Source organism: Bradyrhizobium sp. HKCCYLRH3061, from assembly GCF_051168015.1.
Taxonomy (GTDB): domain Bacteria; phylum Pseudomonadota; class Alphaproteobacteria; order Rhizobiales; family Xanthobacteraceae; genus Bradyrhizobium.
On the sequence record NZ_JBNPUE010000008.1, the window covers coordinates 41,493 to 59,402 of the forward strand.

Annotated in this window: 13 protein-coding genes and 1 tRNA gene; 7 read left to right on the forward strand and 7 right to left on the reverse strand. The window is 65.4% G+C overall.

Going from position 1 to position 17,910, the window contains the following annotated elements:
* Positions 1 to 20: 20 nt before the first annotated feature.
* From ACQR2C_RS15110 to ACQR2C_RS15125, 4 genes are all read right to left on the reverse strand, one after another.
* Positions 21 to 1,121, reverse strand: coding sequence for an ABC transporter ATP-binding protein (locus ACQR2C_RS15110; protein WP_315799990.1), 1,101 nt, complete (start codon positions 1,119 to 1,121; stop codon positions 21 to 23).
* A gap of 19 nt (positions 1,122 to 1,140) precedes the next feature.
* Positions 1,141 to 2,052, reverse strand: coding sequence for a carbohydrate ABC transporter permease (locus ACQR2C_RS15115; protein WP_315799989.1), 912 nt, complete (start codon positions 2,050 to 2,052; stop codon positions 1,141 to 1,143).
* Positions 2,052 to 2,987, reverse strand: a complete 936-nt coding sequence (locus ACQR2C_RS15120; protein WP_315799988.1) for a carbohydrate ABC transporter permease — start codon at positions 2,985 to 2,987, stop codon at positions 2,052 to 2,054. The genes ACQR2C_RS15115 and ACQR2C_RS15120 overlap by 1 nt, the downstream gene beginning before the upstream one ends.
* Before the next feature lie 124 nt (positions 2,988 to 3,111).
* Positions 3,112 to 4,452, reverse strand: a complete 1,341-nt coding sequence (locus ACQR2C_RS15125; protein ID WP_315799987.1) for an ABC transporter substrate-binding protein — start codon at positions 4,450 to 4,452, stop codon at positions 3,112 to 3,114.
* Between the two features lie 390 nt (positions 4,453 to 4,842).
* On the opposite strand from ACQR2C_RS15125, the gene ACQR2C_RS15130 reads away from it, so the two are divergent.
* A complete protein-coding gene (locus tag ACQR2C_RS15130; protein ID WP_410051398.1) occupies positions 4,843 to 5,574 on the forward strand; it encodes a Spy/CpxP family protein refolding chaperone in 732 nt (243 codons plus the stop codon).
* A 432-nt stretch (positions 5,575 to 6,006) separates the two neighbouring features.
* Positions 6,007 to 7,281 (forward strand): hypothetical protein, encoded by a 1,275-nt coding sequence (locus ACQR2C_RS15135; protein ID WP_434881519.1) that lies wholly within the window; start codon positions 6,007 to 6,009, stop codon positions 7,279 to 7,281.
* A gap of 147 nt (positions 7,282 to 7,428) precedes the next feature.
* Here the strand turns inward: ACQR2C_RS15135 and ACQR2C_RS15140 are convergent.
* A tRNA-Ser gene (locus ACQR2C_RS15140) sits at positions 7,429 to 7,518 on the reverse strand.
* Between the two features lie 926 nt (positions 7,519 to 8,444).
* On the opposite strand from ACQR2C_RS15140, the gene ACQR2C_RS15145 reads away from it, so the two are divergent.
* A complete protein-coding gene (locus tag ACQR2C_RS15145) occupies positions 8,445 to 9,359 on the forward strand; it encodes a septal ring lytic transglycosylase RlpA family protein (RefSeq protein ID WP_315799985.1) in 915 nt (304 codons plus the stop codon).
* Between the two features lie 148 nt (positions 9,360 to 9,507).
* Here ACQR2C_RS15145 and ACQR2C_RS15150 read toward each other — a convergent pair whose 3' ends face one another.
* Positions 9,508 to 14,169: a putative Ig domain-containing protein gene (locus ACQR2C_RS15150; RefSeq protein WP_434881520.1), complete on the reverse strand. Its 4,662-nt coding sequence runs from the start codon at positions 14,167 to 14,169 to the stop codon at positions 9,508 to 9,510.
* Between the two features lie 491 nt (positions 14,170 to 14,660).
* Between ACQR2C_RS15150 and ACQR2C_RS15155 the strand changes: the two genes are divergently transcribed.
* The 4 genes from ACQR2C_RS15155 (at position 14,661) to ACQR2C_RS15170 (ending at position 16,952) form a co-directional block, all read left to right on the forward strand.
* A complete protein-coding gene (locus ACQR2C_RS15155; protein WP_316236490.1) occupies positions 14,661 to 15,203 on the forward strand; it encodes a phage tail protein in 543 nt (180 codons plus the stop codon).
* Between the two features lie 91 nt (positions 15,204 to 15,294).
* A complete protein-coding gene (locus ACQR2C_RS15160; RefSeq protein WP_316178755.1) occupies positions 15,295 to 15,822 on the forward strand; it encodes a phage tail protein in 528 nt (175 codons plus the stop codon).
* 49 nt (positions 15,823 to 15,871) lie between these two features.
* Complete coding sequence (locus ACQR2C_RS15165; protein ID WP_434881521.1) at positions 15,872 to 16,420, forward strand: phage tail protein; 549 nt, start codon at positions 15,872 to 15,874, stop codon at positions 16,418 to 16,420.
* A 16-nt stretch (positions 16,421 to 16,436) separates the two neighbouring features.
* A complete protein-coding gene (locus ACQR2C_RS15170) occupies positions 16,437 to 16,952 on the forward strand; it encodes a GNAT family N-acetyltransferase (RefSeq protein ID WP_316215807.1) in 516 nt (171 codons plus the stop codon).
* On the opposite strand, the gene ACQR2C_RS15175 is transcribed toward ACQR2C_RS15170, so the two are convergent.
* Positions 16,949 to 17,902 carry an alpha/beta fold hydrolase gene (locus ACQR2C_RS15175; RefSeq protein WP_434881522.1) on the reverse strand — a complete coding sequence of 318 codons (954 nt, stop codon included), beginning with the start codon at positions 17,900 to 17,902 and terminating at the stop codon, positions 16,949 to 16,951. The genes ACQR2C_RS15170 and ACQR2C_RS15175 overlap by 4 nt on opposite strands.
* Positions 17,903 to 17,910 lie beyond the last annotated feature (8 nt).

Sequence of the window (17,910 nt, forward strand, 5' to 3'; positions counted from 1 at the left end):
TTGAATCGTCCTGGTGCTCGTCAGATCACGAGCCCGGTCGCCTCGTTTAGCAGGTGCATGTTGTTGAGGTCCATTGCCATGCGCAGAGGGCTGCCATCCCGCGCGCCGGCATTGGGGTTGACTCGCCCGCAGACCGGCGTCTCGTTGAGGGTGAAGTAGACCAGCGTCTCCATGCCCATCGGCTCGGTGACGTCGAGCAGCGCCTCGAACGGCTCGATCCCAGGCTCCGCATGCGGCTTGGTCTCGGTGATGTGCTCCGGCCGGATGCCGAGCAGCAGCGGCTCATTCCGTGACACGGACTGATAGCGCGCGGCGCGCGCGGGCGGCAGCGGAAAGGCGATCCGATCGGTGAGGCGGATGTGGAGCCGGCCATTGGCCTCCTCGAGCCGGCACGGCACGAAGTTCATCGCGGGCGAGCCGATGAAGCCGGCGACGAAGCGTGTCGCCGGATTGTGGTACAGCTCGTTCGGCGTGCCGATCTGCTCGATGCGGCCCTTGTTCATGACCACGACACGATCGGCCAGGGTCATCGCCTCGACCTGGTCGTGGGTGACGTAGACCGTCGTGGTGCGGACCTTCTGGTGCACCTTCTTGATCTCGATGCGCATCTGCACGCGCAGCTTGGCGTCGAGGTTGGACAGCGGCTCGTCGAACAGGAACACCTTGGGATTGCGCACGATGGCGCGGCCCATCGCGACGCGCTGGCGCTGGCCGCCGGAGAGCTGCTTGGGCTTGCGGTCGATGAGGTCGGCGATATCCAGCATGCGCGCGGCCTCCGCCACGCGGCTCTTGATCTCGGCCTTCGGATAGTGCTTCAGCCGCAGCCCGAACGACATGTTCTCGGCCACCGTCATGTGCGGATAGAGCGCGTAGTTCTGGAACACCATGGCGATGTCGCGGTCCTTCGGCGGCACGTCGTTGACGACGTCGCCGCCGATCGTGATGTCGCCGTCGGAGATGTCCTCGAGCCCTGCGATCATCCGCAATGTCGTCGACTTGCCGCAGCCGGACGGGCCGACCAGCACGACGAACTCGTGATCGGCGATGTCGAGATCGATGCCACGGACGGCCTCGACGTCATCGTAGCGTTTCACGACCTTGCGCAAGCTCACTTCAGCCATGTCAGATCAACTCCCGTCCTCAGCCCTTGGTCGCGCCGGCCGTGAGCCCGGCAATGTAGTAGTCCATCAGGAACGCGTAGATGATCAGCGGCGGCGCCGCGCCCAGCAGCGCCCCGGTCATGATCTGTCCCCAGTTGAAGACGTCGCCCTTGATCAGGGTGGTGACGATGCCGACCGGCAGCACCAGCTGGTCGGTCGAGGTCGTGAACACCAGCGGATACAGGAACTGCGCCCAGGAGACGGTGAAGGCGAAAATCGTCGCCGCGATCAGGCCGGGCAGGGCGACGGGAATGAAGATCCGCGTCAAGGTCTGCAGCCAGGAGGCGCCGTCGATGATGGCGGCCTCGTCGAGCTCCTTGGGGATCGAGGCGAAATAGCCGATCATGATCCAGGTGCAGAACGGCACGGTGAGCGTCGGATAGATGAACAGCAGCACGTACCAGCGATTGATCAACTGGATGCCGGTGACGTCGCCGACCAGCGCGAACATCTTGAACAGCGGAATGAACAGCAGGCTGTCCGGGATCAGGTAGGTCAGGAACACGCCGGTCGCCAGCGTCGCCGAGCCCCAGAACTTCATCCGCGACAGTGCGAACGCGGCCGGAATGCTGATCAGCATGGTGATGATCACGACGATGATCGAGACCATGGCGGAGTTGAAGAAGAAGCGCAGGAACTGGTTCGAGGTGAGCAGTCCGACATAGTTCTCCAGCGTCGGGTGGAACACCCACCACGGGTTGGTCGCCGCCGAGATCTCCGCGCTGCCCTTCAGCGAGGTGATCAGCATGTAGAGCGGCGGCACCAGCGAGAAGATCGCGAACAGCGTCAGGAAGAAATACGACCAGCGCAGCGCCCAGGCGCGGTCGCGGCTCATCGAGCCGTATTTGACATTGCGGGTCGGGCCGGCCTTGTCGACGGTCATGGTGCTCATCAGGACTCGTTCCCCCGCTTGTTGACGTCGCGCAGGATGAAGATGGCGGCGACCGCGAGGATCGGCACCATGAACAGCGAGACGCTGGCGCCGAGCGGAATGTCGCTGCCCTCGATGCCGACGCGGAACGCCCAGGTCGCGAAGATGTGCGTCTTGTCGAGCGGGCCGCCGGCGGTGAGGATGCGGACGATATCGAAATTGGCGAACGTCACGATCAGCGAGAACAGCGTCGTGATGGCGATGATGTTGCGCATCATCGGCAGGGTCACGTACCAGATCCGCTGCCACCAATTGGCGCCGTCGATCGCCGCGGCTTCATAGAGCTGGTCCGGGACGGATTTCAGCGAGGCCAGGTACATGATCATGAAGAACGGTGCGCCGTACCAGACGTTGACCAGGATCACCGAGAACCGCGCCCAGGCGGCATCACCGGTCCACGGGATCGGGCCGATGCCGAAGAACGACAGCGTATAGTTGAAGGCGCTGTAGGACGGGTCGAACAGCCACAGCCAGGCCAGCGTGCTCATCGCCGGCGGGATCACCCAGGGCACCAGCAGCATGCCGCGCCATTTGCGCTGGCCCTTGGCCGGGATGTTGTGGACGAAATGCGCGACGATGAAGCCGATCAGCGCCTTGAAGACGACGGCGGTGATCGCGAAGATGCAGGATTGCTTGACGACCAGCCAGAATGTGTCGCGCTTGAACAGGAACTCGAAATTGCCGAAGCCGACGAAGCGCTGCATCGACTTGTTCAGGGTCGCCAGATGCACCGAATACAGGGCGGGATAGACGACCAGGAGCACGATCAGCAGGATCAGCGGCAGCGTCATCAGGAAAGCGGCGGTCGATTTCCGCTTCAGCGCCCTGTGCAGACCATTGCGGCGGGCCGCGCGGGGGCGGGCGACGGCGTTTTCACCGATGGCGGCATCAACCATGAGAAAGGGCTCCTCGTGATGTCCCCTGCGAAGGCGGGGTCCTCACTGGATGGGAAACACTGACGAGGTGAAAGGGGGCGGCCCGCCTGCCGAGGCGGACCGCCTGCGTTGCTTCGAGCATGCCTCAGCTGCGCATGAAGCCTTCGCACTCGCCTTCGGCCCAGGCGAGGGTCGATTCCATCTTCTCGCCCTGGGCGTAGCGCAGGCACATCTTGGTCATCGTCGCCTGTGCATAGATCTGCTGCGCGATCTTGGGCGGAGCAGGGGAGGCTGCGATCGACAGCGTCTGGTGATTATAGGGGTTGGGATAGTGAAACAGCGTCCCCTTTGGCGGCGCCGCCTCGGCCCACACCTTCAGCGTCGTCAGCTTCTCGTAGGCCGGCAGGTCGTAGCCGCCGCTGGCCACCACCATCTTTTCGATCGAAGACGGTTTCGAGAGGTGGACGATCAGGCTCTTGGCCGCTTCCTTGTTCTTCGAGAACGCCCAGATGCCCCAGAAGTACGGCAGGAAGGGTGCGAAGCGTCCCTTCGGACCCGCCGGGAACCCGTGCGTCCAGCATTGCTCGGCGACCTGCGGCGCATCGCGCTTGGCGACCGCCCAGGCGCTCGGCGGATTCATGATCATCGCGCCCTTGCCGGACACCAGCCATTTGTTGTTGGACGCGTCGTCCCACGCCGCGACGTCGGGCGGCAGCACGGCAATCAGCCGCTTGTAGAACTCCAGCGCCTGACGGACTTCATCGGTCTTGACCGTCACGTCACCCTTGGCGTTGACGAGATCGGCGCCGAACGCCTGGAAGAAAGCGCCGGCGGAATCGACGCTGTCGGTCGTCTCGCCGAGACCGATGCCGAACGGCACGCCGGCCTTGTGACATGCCTCCGCCGCCTTCAGGAACGTCTCGGTGGTCCAACTGTCGGCCTTCGGCGGGCTGCCGGCGGGATACAATTCCTGCACGTCGATCCCTGCGTGCTTCTTCATCAGATCGATACGGGTGCAAGGGCCCTTGATCTGGCTGCCGACGCAGGCCGGCACCGCGAGCCATTTGCCGCCAGCCTGGCCGAGATATTTGACGGTGCCGTTGACGGAGCCATTCTCCTTGACGATCGGCTCCATGATGTCGTTGACGGGCTCGAGCTGATTGGCATAGGCCTGCGGCCACCAGGTGGGATGGGCGAGAATGTCGTGGCCCGAACCGGCCGCCGCCTCGGCAGCGATGGTGAGCTCGAGCTTCTTGCCCTGGCTGGTGATGTAGTCGATCTGGACCTCGACCTTCTCCTTGGCAGCCCATTCGTTGACGAGATCGGTCGAAGCCTGATTGGCGCCGGGAACCCAATGGTCCCAGAATCCCATCGAGAGCTTGCCGGCGGCGTAGGCGCCGCGCACATAGGGCGCGGCAATCATGACCGCCGAGGTGGCAGCGGTCGCAGCAACGAATTGTCGGCGGTTCAGCTTCCTCCGTGACATGGCGTTCCCTCCCTGGTGAGCCAAGCGTTTGGGTGCGAATCCGATTTGTTAGTTGTTGCGTCGCGTCATGCGACGCATGGATTTCGCTTGGGTGCAATCAGAGCAGAATTGCGAGCGGCTGTCGAGAAAGCAGGTGGGGCGAATCCTAGAACTAATGGCGGGCACAATCGTCGCAGGTCTCGCAACTGATTGCATCGCAACGATGAGCGCTGCAGCGCAAAGCGCGTCACGGCAGAACAGGAATCGATGTAGCTGGACGCGTTGGATGCATCGCACTGCGTGCGACAGATGGACTTGCGCGGTGCGGCAACGATAGAATTCGTTGGAATCATGGCCGTCACGACCGGCAAGTCGCGAGACGGTCGGACGTGTTGCACGGAGCATGAACTGATGGTGACGAGCCCCGCCGGCATCTGGCGCCGGTCTTTCGGATGCATCGCAATAGGAGTGTCAGTGGGCCTCGTCGGCCTCGTGGGCCTACCGCGTCAGCCTGCCGCGCAGGGCCTGTTCAAGGGCGTCGAGCAGGGCGCGCGCGAAGGCAACAAGGCAGCAGGCCCGGTCGGCGGTGTGCTCGGTGGCGCGATCGGCGGTGTCGTCGGCGTGGTCACCGGCGTGACCGGGGCGTTCACCGGCAACAACGACCAGCAGAGTGCGCAGCCCGCGGCACCGCCGGCCGAGGCCAGGAAGGCGAAGCCTTCCAAGGCGGCGAAGACGAGCAAGGTCGCCAAGGCGACGCCGATGCTGACGCAGCCAGGCGCCCCGCAACTCACGGCCGAACAGATCGTCGCCAACAGCGACAGCAATGTCGAGCGGCTGAAGACCGGGCTGAACCTGACGGAAGAGCAGGCGAAGAACTGGGGTCCGTTCGCCAATGCGATGCACGCGCTCGGCCGCAACGGCGCTGACAGGCTCGATCTGCGCATCGCGCGGTCGAAGCGCGACCCGCCGGATGACATCGTCGAGCAGATGCGCAACGAGGCTCAGTTCCTGGTCGACCGCGCCGCCGACCAGCGCGCCGTGGCCGACGCGTCGGAGCCGCTCTTCACCAGCCTCGACGACAGGCAGAAGCAGATCTTCATCGACGAGATGGTGCGGCTCAGTCGCGAGCGCGGACTGGACTAGCTCGACGGAGTTGGCGTCGCCGCGGCTGTCTGTGTCCGGCGGCAGCAGCGGCGCCTGCGGCATGCCGTGACGCATGATCACCGCGGCCGCCCGCGCTACGGTATTTAAATACTCTAAAAATGACGATTGGTCGCGTTGACGGCCTGACCGGGAGAAAGCAGGCTCCAGCGGCGTGCACATTTATCGAGCACGAGCGGGGTGCTCGCGCAACGTCCCGGTCCACCAGCGCTGCTTCTGCAACCGAACTGCGACGCATTTTGATGTACATTGCAATTGTATTACGTAGAGAGCCGGAGCCGGCAGGGCGGTCTTCGCAGGCGTGCTGATTCGCAGCAGCGATCGCACGGCAGACGATCAGCAGGCCGTTCGGCTCGATATCTTGGAGGATGATTGTTGTCGAGAGTGCGACTGCGCCGATGGATCGAGGGCCGGTTGGGGATTGGCACCGCCAGCACCGAAAGCCGCCTCGATGAGGATGTGAAACGCTTCGTCGATGCGCTGCAAGCGGAGCTGATCGCCGCGAAGGATGAGTCCGAGCGGTACAGGCGCATCACCGAAGAGAGGGGCGTGATCATGGGCCGCCTGCGCGACGAGCGCGACGGCTACAGGCTGGAGTGGGAGGCGGCATCCGCGGAGCTTCGCCGGCTGACGCGCCAGCGTCCGGCCGTGGTCTCGGACAATGGAGCGACGCGCCCCTCCGGCAATCGCCGTGACGTGGCCTTGAGGAATTCTCCGCCTTCCGCGCTGCGGGTGCTGTGCGTCGGCACCGGCCGGGACGGCACGACGTCGCTGGCGCGGATGATGCAGGAGGTGTTCGACAACCAGGGCAACGGCGACAGGGCCGTGCACGAATGGGCGTCGAGCGAGCTCAATGAGCTGTTCTGCCAGCTCAAGGAAACCAACGATCCCAGCTTCGCGGATCAGATTCGTCAGACGATCCTCGATTGCCCCCATGCCTGCGTCGTCGGCAACGGTTATGCGGCCGTGCTGCCGATCATCGCCGAGCTCCTCGGCGACCAGGTCACGCTGGTGCATCTGCGCCGGCGCGACCGGGCGGCGTGCATCGCAAGCCTGGTTGAGAATGCGGCGCTGTCGCCGCAGAACCACCTCTACTACGCCGACTCGCCGGCCGCGCAGCGCAAGCGTCCGACCGCTGTCCACTTCGGAGAGATGTCGAAGCAGCAATGGATGGATCTGTCGCTGGCCGACAAGTTCGGCTGGTACTACGACAAGACCCACGCCTTGATCGAACGGCACAAGAGCCTGTTCCCGAACACGCTCTCCGTCGATACCGAGGACCTCAACGCGGACAGCGTGCGCCTCGCGCTGGCCCACGCGGCCGGCAGCGCCGAGGCGCCGCGCGCCTTCCACGTCAACCGGTTCGTCGATCTGCGCCATGTGCCGCCCGATCGCCGCAGCTTCGTGCAGCGGCTGCTCGGCCAGCTCGACGTCCAGAAGCTCGCCCACGACGACCTGTACGGGCTGCGGCAGGTGCTCAACGAGATGATCTATCATCTCTCGCATTTTCCCGACGCAGCACCTGGCGCGGTGGATGAGCTGCGCTGGACGCTGACCGAGGTGCACGGCCTTCTCGACAGCCGCATCCGCGACGTTCGCGAACTGATGGAGCGGGTCGGCGTGCCGCCGGAAGCTGCCGACGTTCACGGTGCGCCGCGAGCGATCAACGGCGCGCACGTCAGCCACTGATCGGGGGGGGGGGGGCGCGCGCGACCCTGCGGGCAGGCTCAACGCCTCAGCGGCCGGATTTCTCAGCCTCTCGCGTCTGCCAGTATGGAACAGTGCATCGCCGGGCGAATCCGGCTGCCTGCAGTTTGCTGCCAGCAAATACGGGAATGGCGGAAGGGGTGGGATTCGAACCCACGGTACCCTTGCGGGCACGCCGGTTTTCAAGACCGGTGCCTTAAACCACTCGGCCACCCTTCCATCCGGCGTTGTCTCCGGGACGTCGGCCGCGTCCACGCCACGGGGGCGCGAGATCGACGCGATCCTTGTTTAGGGTGCGGGCTTGCGGCTCGTCAACGGCGCATTCACGCCTGCCAGGACGGCCTCAGCTCAAAGCCCACGCTCACCTGAGCGCAAAGGCCATCAGGCCGGAGCACAAGACTGCGGTGCTCAGCGCTGCCAGGGCGAGAAAGCTGCCCGAGAGCAAGTCCTGATGTCGCAACGCTTGATGTCGTAGATCTTGGTGTCGCATGGGCCACCTGCTGCGGCTGCGCTACCGGTCCGATCTCACACCGGCCGGAGAAAACCAAGGGCCGGGCGACGAACGGTCTGGATGATCTTCTGGTCGAAACTTCCGGCTTCAGGGATGCTCCTGAAGTGTCGTTATTGAAGCGGACGCAAACATTGAAACGGACGAGAGCCGACCATGGCGTCGGCTGTCCGATCCGTCCGGAATCAGGCCCGCGAGCGGACCCCTTCAAACGCATGAGCAAGGAAGATCCCGGCGCCAACCAAGCCCATCACTGCCGTCATTGCTTCGATCATAGCGAACACACCCTGTTGCGCCCCACGTGAAGCAAACGACGTGCAGCCCCGCACAGTCAAAATGATTCAGGTCCCGCGAAATGAGAACACTCCCAGGTGAGGATTTCACGCAACATATGTGTCCAAAAAGGTGCACTCGCAACACAGTGGCGCAGCGGAGTGCACGCCTGGGCGGCCATGGTCCGCGTCACAACCGCTGGAAAGCTCCGGTTAACCACGGCGGGGCCCACCCCATTTCCGCCGTGTTCGGGTTGCGTTATCCTTGTGTATTGAGTTGCGGGGATGCGACTCGGGGACAAGCCGGGACGCGGGGGCCTGATGGGATGGCTCGGCTGCGACCGGCTCATTGGTAATTGGGGTCGATGGGGATTGGTCAAACAGATCCGGTCGAGAGAGCGGTGCGCAGTGCCGTTGCCGTCCTCGCCTGCCTGATGGTCGCGAACTGCGCCTCGTCCAACAAGTTCGCCAGCAAGGTCGATCCGAAATACGGCGTATCGTCGAGCCCGCGCGTCGTCGGATTCGGCGAGCCGGTGCCGAAGGGCGGCGGCGTCTACCGCGTGGGCAAGCCCTATACCGTGGCCGGGAAGACCTATGTTCCCGAAGAGGACACCAACTACCGCGCCGAGGGCTTGGCCTCCTGGTATGGCGATGATTTTCACGGCCGGTTGACCGCCAATGGCGAGGTCTTCGACATGACGTCGCTGACGGCCGCCCATCCGACCCTGCCGCTGCCGAGCTACGCCCGCGTCACCAATCTCGCCAACGGCAAATCGCTCATCGTCCGCATCAACGATCGCGGCCCGTACCACGGCAACCGGCTGATCGACGTCTCCAACAAGGCCGCCGATCTGCTCGAGTTCAAGGGCAGCGGCATCGCCCGCGTCCGCGTCGAATATGTCGGCCGTGCGCCTCTCGAAGGGTCCGACGATACCCAGCTGATGGCGACCCTGCGCACCGGCATCCCGGCGCCGGCGCCGTCCCTGGTCCGTGTCGCCTCCGCCAAGCCGTTCGTTCCCGAGATTGGCGCAGGTCGTCCGATTCGCGGCGAAGTCCCGCTGCCCGAGGGGCGTCCCTACACACTCGGCAACACCTCCGCCGACCTGGCGTCGGTCGCGGCGACGTCGGAGATGTCGGCTTCCAGCCGGAGCCGCGGACGCAGCCTCGATAATCCGCGTGCCGTGTCCTACGATCAGGCCGGCCGTTACGTGACGCCGACCAGCGCATACGACGGCGCGGATGAGGCCCGCGAGATCCTCGGCGGCCGCGGCCTGTACTGATCACGCAATACGCTCACGGAATACGATCTCGCACGTCGAACCAGCCGTCCCTCGCCGGGGCGGTTTCGATTCGACCGAGCCGCCAAGACCTTTTGCGAAAAGACCTGTTGCGAAAAGTCCTGTTGGGAAAAGTCCTGCCGGGAGGGGCCTATCGGGCGGTGAATGGCACGCGCGCCCTGGCCGAGAAGGTCCAGACCCGGGTGTTGCCGCCGATCCCGCCATACTCGGCACCGAGGCCGACGCCGGCACCACCCTCCGTCTGGATGCCGAGCCCGCCGGTGAACCGGGCCGACCAGCCCTGCAGCAGCGGCGTCGAGGCGAGCGCGCCGGCGGCGAGCGTGTTGGCGTCCTCCTTGTTGAAGTAGTAGTCGCCATACATGCCGAGGAACGGCGTCAGCAGAACGCCGCTGTCGAGCCAGGCGACAGGGTAGGCGGCACGCAGGCCGCCCGAGGCGCGGCCGCTGGCGAAGTCGTTGGTGCCCTGCCGCGTGCCCAGCGAGTCGGTATAGGCGTTCTGGTGCTCCCACAGCGCGTAGATCTTGGTCGAGGGCTCGAGCACCACGCCAGCCAATTTGTAGGTTCCGGTCAGACCGGTCGACAGCATCCAGCGCTGGCCGCTGAAGTTGCCTTGGGCCGTCCCCGCGGTCCCGTCATAGCCGATGCCGGAATAGGCGACGGCGGCATCGAAGCGCAGGGTGGGGACGATCTTCCAGCCGAGATAGGCGCCGGTGGTCCAGCCGTCGCCCTTCAGCTTTCCGTTAATCTCCTGCTGGGTGTAGCTGAACGTCTCGTAGCCGCCGAGCACGCCGACCAGGAAGCTCGGCGTCGCCCGGTAGGTCAGCCCCATCATCGCGTTGAGCTGCTGGCCGTACAGCGAGACCTGGTTGGCCTGGGTGATGCCGCCGTTGTTGGTCGTGCCGAAGCGATCGACGCCGGTGCCGCGGACATCAGCCCACAGCAGCCACTCCTTCTGCTCGTGCCATTTTGGCGCAGCCTGCCTCTTGTCGCCCCGATCGATGGACGCGAAGGCATCATCGATCCGCCCGCGGCTGCGGCCTCGCGGCGGCTCCCGGCCGGGCAGCATGGAGGAATAGGCGTCGCTCCCGCCGGCCGCGGCACGGTCCGAGGTCGGCGCCGGCTCGTCCTGGTCGCGTGGATCGGCTGAGAAGTTGAAGCGCATGCGCATGTTGCCCGGCGACATGAACGGACCGCCATCACTGAAGCCGTCGGCAATCGCGTCATCGATCGCGCCGGAGATCGCCTGTCCCGAGTTCTGCGCCACCAGCTTGCTGACCGTCTGCTGCAGCGAGCGCAGCCGCACACTGTCGACGGGCACGTTGACGGTCTGGGCGAGGGCAGGCGATGTGCTCGCGGTAAACAGCGCGCTGCCGGCATAGCTTGCGGTGACCGTGTGGCTGCCGACGGCGAGCGTTGAGGTGGCGAAGGTCGCGACGCCTCCAGCCAGTGTCACCGTGCCGATCGGCGAGCCGTTGTCGTTGAAGGTGACCGTGCCGGTCGGCGTGCCGCCCGACGCTGAAACGGTGGCCGTGAACGTCACGGGCTGGCCGAACTGGCTCGGATTCTGCGACGAGGTCAGCGCGACGGTCGTGACCAGCTGGCCTACCGACAGATTGAAGGTGGCATTGGCCGAGGCACTGTTGGTGTCGGTCACGGTCACGGTATACGTGGTCATTGCCGCCGGCGCCGTCGGCGTGCCGGTGATCTGGCCATTGCTGGTGTTGAAGCTGAGGCCGGCGGGCAGGGCCGGCGAAACGGCGAAGACCAGCGCACCCGTGCCACCCGAGCCGGCTACCGGCGTGAACGGCGTCACCGCTTGGTTGATCGGCAGCGCGCTCGACGGCACCACCGTCGTCGCCGTCACCGCGCCATTGATGGTCAGGCTGAATGTGTTGGTCGCGGTCGCGTTGGCGGCGTCGGTCACGGTCACGGTGAAGGTCGTTGCGGCAATGGTCACCGTGGGCGTTCCGGAAATGCTGCCGTTGGCCGTATTGAGAGACAGTCCGGCCGGGAGCGTCGGCGCGACGGAATAGGTGAGCGGCGCGGTGCCGCCGCCGCCCGTGACCGGCGTGAACGGCGTGACGGCGTGGTTCGCGGTCAGCGTCGTCGCGGCGATCGCCTGCGTCGCGCTGACGGCGCCGTTGACCGCCAGGCTGAACGTATTGGTCGCCGTGGCACTGTTGGCGTCGGTCACCGTGACCGTATAGGTGGTGGCGCCGCTGGTCGCGGTCGGCGTGCCGGTGATCGCGCCCGAGGACGTATTGAAGGTGAGACCCGCGGGCAGCGCCGGCGCGATGCCATAGCTCAGCGGCGACGTGCCCCCGGCGCCGGTCACCGGCGTGAAGGACGCCACCGGTGTATTCACGGTCAGGCCTTTGGACGCGATGGCCTGCGTCGCGGTCACCGCGCCATTGATCGTGAGGCTGAACGTGTTGCTGGCGCTGGCGCTGTTGGCGTCGCTCACCGTGACCGTATAGGTGGCGGCGGTGCTGATCGCGGTCGGTGTGCCCGTGATGGCACCCGTCGAGGTGTTGAAGCTGAGGCCGGCGGGCAGCGCCGGTGCGATGCCATAGGTGAGCGGCGAGGTGCCGCCGCCCCCGGTCACCGGGGTGAAGGATGTCGCGGCGACATTGACGGTCAGGGACTTCGCCGGAATCGACTGCGTCGCGCTGACGGCGCCGTTGACGGTCAGGCTGAAGGTGTTCGTCGCGGTCCCGTTGTTGGTGTCGGTGACGGTCACGGTGTAGGTCGCCGTCGCCGCGCTGGTCGAGGGCGTGCCCGAGATCGCGCCGGTGGAAGTGTTGATGCTCAGCCCGGCGGGCAGACTCGGCGAGATTGAATAAGACAATGCGCCCGTGCCGCCGCCGCCCGTGACCGGCGTGAAGGCGGTGATCGCCTGGTTGGCGGTAAACGTCCGAGAGGCGATGGCCTGCGTTGCGGTCACCGCGCTGTTCACCGTCAGGCTGAACGTGTTGCTGGCCGTGGCACTGTTGGCATCCGTCACCGTGACCGTGTAGGTCGTGGCGCCGCTGGTCGCCGTCGGCGTGCCCGTGATCGCGCCGGTGGAGGTGTTGAGCGTCAGGCCCGTCGGCAGCGCGGGTGCAACGGAGTAGGAGAGCGGCGGCGTGCCGCCCGATCCGGTGACCGGCGTGAACGAGGTCGCTGCTGTATTCTGTGTCAGCGCCTTGGACGCAATGGCCTGGGTCGCGCTCACCGGACCGTTGACGGTCAATTGGAAGGTGTTGCTGGCGGTACCGTTGTTGGCATCCGTCACGGTCACCGTGTAGGTGGTCGTGCTGCTGGTCACGGTCGGCGTGCCGCTGACCTGGCCGGTGCTGGTGTTGAAGCTGAGACCGGTCGGCAAGGTCGGCGCGATCGCATAGGTCCGCGGCGTCGTGCCGCCGCCGCCGGTGACCGGCGTGAATGTCGTGATGGCCGTGTTCACGGTGACGGTGGCCGAGCTCACCGACTGCGTCGCGGTAACGGCGGTATTCACCGTGAGGCTGAAGGTATTGCTGGCCGTGGCGCTGTTGGCGTCGGTGACGGTGACCGTATAGGTGGTTGCACCGCTGCTCACGGTCGGCGTGCCAGTGATCGCGCCGGTGTTGGTGTCGAGCGTGAGGCCCGAGGGCAGCGCCGGCGACACGCCGTAGGTGAGCGGCGGGGTGCCGTTGCCGCCGGTCACGGGCGTGAAGGAGGTCGCAGCCGCATTCTGCGTCAATATCTTCGATGCGACCGACTGGGTCGCGGTCACGGCCGCATTGACGGCGAGACTGAACGTGTTCGAGGCCGTCGCGCTGTTCGCGTCCGTGACGGTGACCGTGTACGTCGTCGATCCGCTCGTGGCCGTCGGCGTGCCCGTGATCGCGCCGGTCGACGTATTGAGCGAGAGACCGGAGGGCAGCGACGGCAAGATGCTAAAGGTGTAGGGCGTCGTGCCGCCGCCGCCGGTGACCGGTGTGAACGAGGTCGTCGCGTGGTTCTGCGTCAGCGTCTTCGAGGCGACCGCCTGCGTCGCCGTGACCGCGCCGTTGACCGTCAGGCTGAACGTGTTGCTGGCGGTGGCGCTGTTGGCATCGGTGACGGTGACCGTATAGGTGGTCGCGGTGCTGGTGATCGTGGGCGTGCCGGTGATCGCACCCGTGGACGTGTTGAACGAAAGACCGGTCGGCAGCGACGGCACGATGCCATAGCCGAGCGGCGCGGTGCCGCCGGATCCGGTGACCGGCGTGAACGAGGTCGTCGCGGTGTTGACGGTCAGCGCTTTCGACGCGATGGCCTGGGTCGCGGTGGGGCCGGGCAGGTTGACGGTGATGGTCCAAGAGGTGAGCGCCGTTCCGGAGCCTGAGCAGGTTACGAGAAAGTCGCTACAGTCTGACGCATAAAACAGCGTGATCGTATCCTGGCCGCCGCCCGTCAGGCTGTTCAGAGTGATGTTGATCTGAGCCTGACCAGTATTCGCACTCTGCCCATTGTCGTTTCCACTGCTTGGATGCAGCGTGTAATTGGCTTTGCTCGTCGTCGGGCTGTAGTCGGAATAAGCACTCGAGCTCGTGCCGGCGATGGGCAGCTGGGTGTTCGCATTCGTGCCGGATACGGAGTACAAGCCGTAGACAACGGCATCGTCTCCGGTGTTGGGAGTGCCAACCACGGTGAGACACAGGTGATAGACCTGTGACACGGAATTGAATGTGATCGTGGCCCCGGTGGTCGAATTGACGGTCAGATCGCAGACCGCCTGCGCCGATGAGATCGACGCGCCCATGGCCGCGAGAACGACAAAGGTCGTCACCGCCAACGTTCTTACGTTGCTGACGGCCGACGACCAGCGAGTCAGAAATCGCTGGAACGACGTCTTCCACGCGCCAATCATGACCGAGAAAAGGTGCACCTTGCCCCTGCGCTTCCCCGAGACCGCGGGTCGACCCCGGCCGCGGTCCCAAATATTTTGCGACTGCAATAAAGATTACCGAAAACTTACCGTTGATTAAGCTTTGTTTCCCCTGTGCCGCAAGCCAGTGATACACGGAACCGCTGCATTCGCGTGGCCTTTCTTGAGGCCAGTTGCGCGCCCGCAACACTGCGACCTCTCCGCGTGCTGATTCGGGGCAGGTCTCGCGAAACGCCCCACATCCCCTGCGGGTTCATGCTTGACTGTTCCCGTTGGATGCATGACACTTTCGAATTGCACATGATGAATACTGGACGCGTCGGTTGTCCGCGTTTCGTCGTGACACGCTTTCTTTTTTCGTTGAATTGCACAAAATCATTTGGAGGCAACGCATGCCGCTTACGCCTGTGCTCGGGCAAATCATGCCATTTGCTGGAAGCCAGCCACCGAGGGGGTGGGCGTTCTGCAACGGTGCGCTGTTGGCGATCCAGACGAATCAGGCATTGTTCTCCCTGCTCGGCACCTATTACGGCGGCAATGGTGTCACGACGTTCGCACTGCCTGATCTTCGCGGACGGGCTATCCTCGGCTCGACCGGCGGCAGCGGCCAGTTTCCCGCTGGCACGGTCAGCGGCGAGACCACGGTGACGCTCACGACGGCGCAGATGCCGACCCATAATCACCAGATCCAGGCGTCCAGCAACGATGGTACTGGGCGTGGAGCGTCGGCGACCAACAACGTGTTCGCGACCAACAAGCTCCCGCCAGACAATCCCAAGCTGATCTTCACCACCGCTGGGACGAACGCGGTGCCGCTGTCGCTCAGCACCAACATCGTCGATATCGGCGGCGGGCAGCCCCACAACAACATGCAGCCCTATCTGGTGATCAATTATCTGATCGCCCTGAATGGGGTTTACCCTTCGCGCAACTGAGACGGCTCGGCGCTCACGTTTCTCACCATCGTCGCAATCCGCCGCATCGCGCCCGCTTCGCGGCGCCCACCGCACTTGAAAGGATGTCGGGATGTCAGACCCGTTTCTCGGCGAGATCAGGCTGTTCGGCTTTCCGCGCATACCGGATGGCTGGCTGGCCTGCGACGGAAGCGCATTGTCCATCGCCAACTATGATGCGCTCTATGCGGTCATCGGGACGACGTTTGGTGGCGACGGGGTCCAGACCTTCAATCTGCCGGACCTGCGCGGCCGCGTTCCGATCGGGCAGGGCACGCCGCCCGGCGGCGCATCCTATCTGCTGGGGCAACTGGACGGTGAGGACGAGCACACCTTGATCACGACCGAGATGCCCACGCACAGCCACGCTTTGTTGGCGTCGACCACCGTCGCCGACACGGCACAGCCGGGGACCAGTACCCTCCTGGGAACCGCGACAGCGGGCAATCTCTACGCGCCCAGTGCTGACGCCGGGACCTACGAAGTGATGGCGGCCTGCGTCGGGCCGTCGGGGCAGGGCGTCGCTCACAACAACATCATGCCGACCGTCGTCGGCAATTACTGCATCTGCATCAACGGCATCTTCCCGTCGCCGGGCTGACGCCTTCGCGTTCGATCGGCTCTATTGCGCATTCCTCAGGAGAGACGTCGTGTCAGACCCCTTCGTCGGCGAAATCCAGGCCTTTCCGTTCACCTTTGCAGCCGACGGCTTCAACAGCGCGTGGCTGCCGTGCTTCGGCCAGTTGCTTCCGATCCAGCGGTATACGCCGTTGTTCGCGCTGATCGGCACCTATTACGGCGGCAACGGCACCACCAATTTCGCGCTGCCGAATCTGAGCGGCGCGATCACCAACGGGCAGGGCAACGGCCCCGGTCTACAGCCGCGCGTCATCGGTGAGGCGATGGGGACCAGCACCGCCTTTCTGACCACGGCCGAGATGCCCGCGCACAGCCATATCTTGCAGCTCGGCAGCAAGGCGGCCGCGAATGCCGCGCCAGGGCCAGGCACGGGCGTGGGCATCGTGGCGATCGATCCCAGCTTCAACGGGTTCCTTGCGCCGCCGGGCAATACGACGCTGGCGGTCAATGCGGTCACACCGAACGGGCAGAGTATTCCGCACGACAACATGCAGCCGACCCAGGCGCTGATCTGGTGCATCTGCTATGCGGGCATCTTCCCGTCATTCAACAACTCCTGAGCCGAGCAGGCTCGGAGTGACGCTCGGGATCGACGTCGTCTCACCGGACGTTCGCTTGCGGCTGCGGCCGGCCGAGACCGCCGACGAGCCGTTCCTGCGTGACCTCTTTGGTTTCGTCAAAGGTGCGCAGCTCGCCGCGGCCGGTCTGCCGCCGGCGATGCTCGATCTCGTGCTGGCGCAGCAGTATCGCGCCCAGCTCGCAAGCCATGCGGCGCAGTGTCCGGCGGCGCAGTCGCTGATCATTCTCCGCGACGCCGCGCCGGTCGGGCGGCTGCTGCTCGACCGCGCGGCGTCACAATGGCACGTGGTGGATCTCGCGCTGCTGCCTGGCGCGCGCAACGCGGGTGTCGGGCGCGAGATCATGCAGGCGGTCGCCACCGCCGCACGGGAGCAGGGCGCCGCGGTGCTTTCGCTCGCGGTCGCAACCACGAATGACGACGCGATAAGGTTCTACGTCCGACTGGGCTTCCGCGACGTGGCGGACAACGCGACAGCGTCGCATCGCATGATGGAGCTGCCGCTCGCGCGCTAACGAGCCGGAGCCACCTCGCGCAGGAACGCGATCAGCGCCGCGTTCACCTCGGCGGCGCGTTCCTGCTGAATCCAGTGGCCGGCGCCGTCGATGATCAGCTTGCGCCGGAGACCGGGCAGCACGCGCGCCATGTCCTGGACGCGCTTGGCGCCGATCAGCCCGGTCACCACCGCGTCGTCGCTGCCGGCGATGAACAGCGACGGCTGGCGGATCTGGGCGTCCTGCCAGGGCGCGGTCAGCTCCCAGTTGCGGTCGATGTTGCGATACCAGTTCAGGCCGCCGCGAAAGCCGGAGGTGCGATAGGCTGCGATGAACTCGGCGAGATCTGCCTCGCTCAACCACGCCGGCAGAGGCAGATCGGGCGTTACGTCGCCGAGAAACCCCTTGTCCGGCGCGACGAACAGCGACTGCGGGTCGGAGAAGCCACGCGCCAGCATCGTGCGCATCGTCAGCGCGACGTCACGCTCGAGTTCGGCCTCGGCGACGCCCGGCGTCTGAAAATACTGCCAGTAGAAGTTCTCGATGCCGCCGGCGCGGAGCGTGTCGAGCGGCCGGCCGCGGCCGCGAAGCGGCGGCGGCACGCTCAGTCCGGCGACGGCCGTGAACAGGTCCGGCCGGAACAGCGCCGCATGCCAGGCCACCGGCGCGCCCCAGTCGTGGCCGATGATGACGGCGGTGTCCTCGCCGAGCGCCTCGACCAGTGCCACCATGTCGCCGACGGTGTCGAAGATCGAGTAGGCGGCGATGTCTGCTGGCGCCTGCGAGCGGCCGAACCCGCGCATGTCGGGCGCGACCACCCGATAGCCGGCCTCGGCCAGCGCCACGATCTGGTGCCGCCACGAATAGGACAGTTCGGGCCAGCCGTGGCACAGCACGACAAGCGGGCCTTCGCCCTGTTCGCGCACGAACAGCTCGATTCCGTTGGCCTTGATGGTCCGCGTCGATGACACCGTTTCCC

Coding starts and splice junctions, on each gene's coding strand:
- ACQR2C_RS15110 (WP_315799990.1), bottom strand. CDS start 1,121: ATGGCTGAAGTGAGCTTGCGCAAGGTCGTGAAACGCTACGATGACGTC.
- ACQR2C_RS15115 (WP_315799989.1), bottom strand. CDS start 2,052: ATGAGCACCATGACCGTCGACAAGGCCGGCCCGACCCGCAATGTCAAA.
- ACQR2C_RS15120 (WP_315799988.1), bottom strand. CDS start 2,987: ATGGTTGATGCCGCCATCGGTGAAAACGCCGTCGCCCGCCCCCGCGCG.
- ACQR2C_RS15125 (WP_315799987.1), bottom strand. CDS start 4,452: ATGTCACGGAGGAAGCTGAACCGCCGACAATTCGTTGCTGCGACCGCT.
- ACQR2C_RS15130 (WP_410051398.1), top strand. CDS start 4,843: ATGGTGACGAGCCCCGCCGGCATCTGGCGCCGGTCTTTCGGATGCATC.
- ACQR2C_RS15145 (WP_315799985.1), top strand. CDS start 8,445: ATGGGGATTGGTCAAACAGATCCGGTCGAGAGAGCGGTGCGCAGTGCC.
- ACQR2C_RS15155 (WP_316236490.1), top strand. CDS start 14,661: ATGCCGCTTACGCCTGTGCTCGGGCAAATCATGCCATTTGCTGGAAGC.
- ACQR2C_RS15160 (WP_316178755.1), top strand. CDS start 15,295: ATGTCAGACCCGTTTCTCGGCGAGATCAGGCTGTTCGGCTTTCCGCGC.